The organism is Oleiphilus sp. HI0117 (genome assembly GCF_001635235.1).
In genome coordinates this window covers 1-962 of sequence record NZ_LWGA01001355.1, presented here as the reverse complement: position 1 = coordinate 962, position 962 = coordinate 1, and the positions used below count along the sequence as shown (strand labels likewise).

Below are 962 nucleotides of genomic sequence, written 5' to 3'. Positions count from 1 at the left end.
ATAAGTATTTTTATTGCTGTAAGTGCGGTCATAAAATCGAGGCAAAAAGTGAATCAATCACCTAACCAGTTGCGCAATGATCGCCCCGGAAAAACACCCGGGGCTGGACTCGCTTTGCTGCGCGTCGCTCGCCCATTCGCAAGGCGTTATGTTTTTTGAGGGATTATGAACAAAGCTCTATTTGAAAAGTTACTTGGTGCGAGCATTATTCTAAATGCTCTTTATTGTCTTATATTTTCGCTCATCGATTCTTATCAATTGTTATCGCTCATAACTGGTGCCAGCGATAGAGAGATTAGTATTAGCCAAATGGCTACTATGTTGGCCATGCCTTACTTCCTTGCGTCGGTTATTTTTATAGTGTCGTTTTCTCTAGGCTGGTTGTTACTTCGTAATAAACAAATACATTTGGCAGTCGCTATTACAGCGGGTTTAGCTAACATATTTAATGGTTCAATAGGCTTCGGCTTGGCTGTGGTTTATTGTATTTATCGAGTTGCTACTTCTAGCAAAGAAGAACAACATAACCAGCGCCTCAAACGGACTCCGTAAAATATGTCACGCTTTTTGTGCCAAAAAGGCGCGCCAATTTTACTCCTCCGTTTAGGCGGGCGTTAGTGCTCTTAAGAAGCTAAGCGATTCTGTCGAACATCATCAGCAAGCCAAGATTTGATTAAGGACTGGTAAGGCATGTCTCTTCGATTAGCCTCAATTTTAATGCTTTCAAGCAAAGACTCAGGTAACCGCAAGGAAATTGTTTTCGTCGATGGTTTTAAGTTGGGCATTGTTACTTTTGCGGCCTTACTCCAGTCCAAGTAATCAGCGGAATCATTATCTTCCCAAAACTTTCGTTCTTCTGCCTCTGTTTTAAACTTTGGAGGCTGTTTATGCTTGTTCATAAAATTTCCTCTCTTTCTTGTGCATTGGTCGTGCAGAAATCACTCTAATCAAAGTGTTATCTT

2 protein-coding genes are annotated in these 962 nt (G+C 41.2%); one reads left to right on the top strand and one right to left on the bottom strand.

Going from position 1 to position 962, the window contains the following annotated elements:
- Nucleotides 1–165 precede the first annotated feature (165 nt).
- Nucleotides 166–552, top strand: a complete 387-nt coding sequence (locus tag A3757_RS23295) for a hypothetical protein (RefSeq protein ID WP_068511467.1) — start codon at nucleotides 166–168, stop codon at nucleotides 550–552.
- 71 nt (nucleotides 553–623) lie between these two features.
- Here A3757_RS23295 and brnA read toward each other — a convergent pair whose 3' ends face one another.
- Nucleotides 624–899, bottom strand: coding sequence for a type II toxin-antitoxin system BrnA family antitoxin (gene brnA / locus A3757_RS23290; protein WP_068510173.1), 276 nt, complete (start codon nucleotides 897–899; stop codon nucleotides 624–626).
- Nucleotides 900–962 lie beyond the last annotated feature (63 nt).

Coding starts and splice junctions, on each gene's coding strand:
- A3757_RS23295 (WP_068511467.1), top strand. CDS start 166: ATGAACAAAGCTCTATTTGAAAAGTTACTTGGTGCGAGCATTATTCTA.
- brnA (WP_068510173.1), bottom strand. CDS start 899: ATGAACAAGCATAAACAGCCTCCAAAGTTTAAAACAGAGGCAGAAGAA.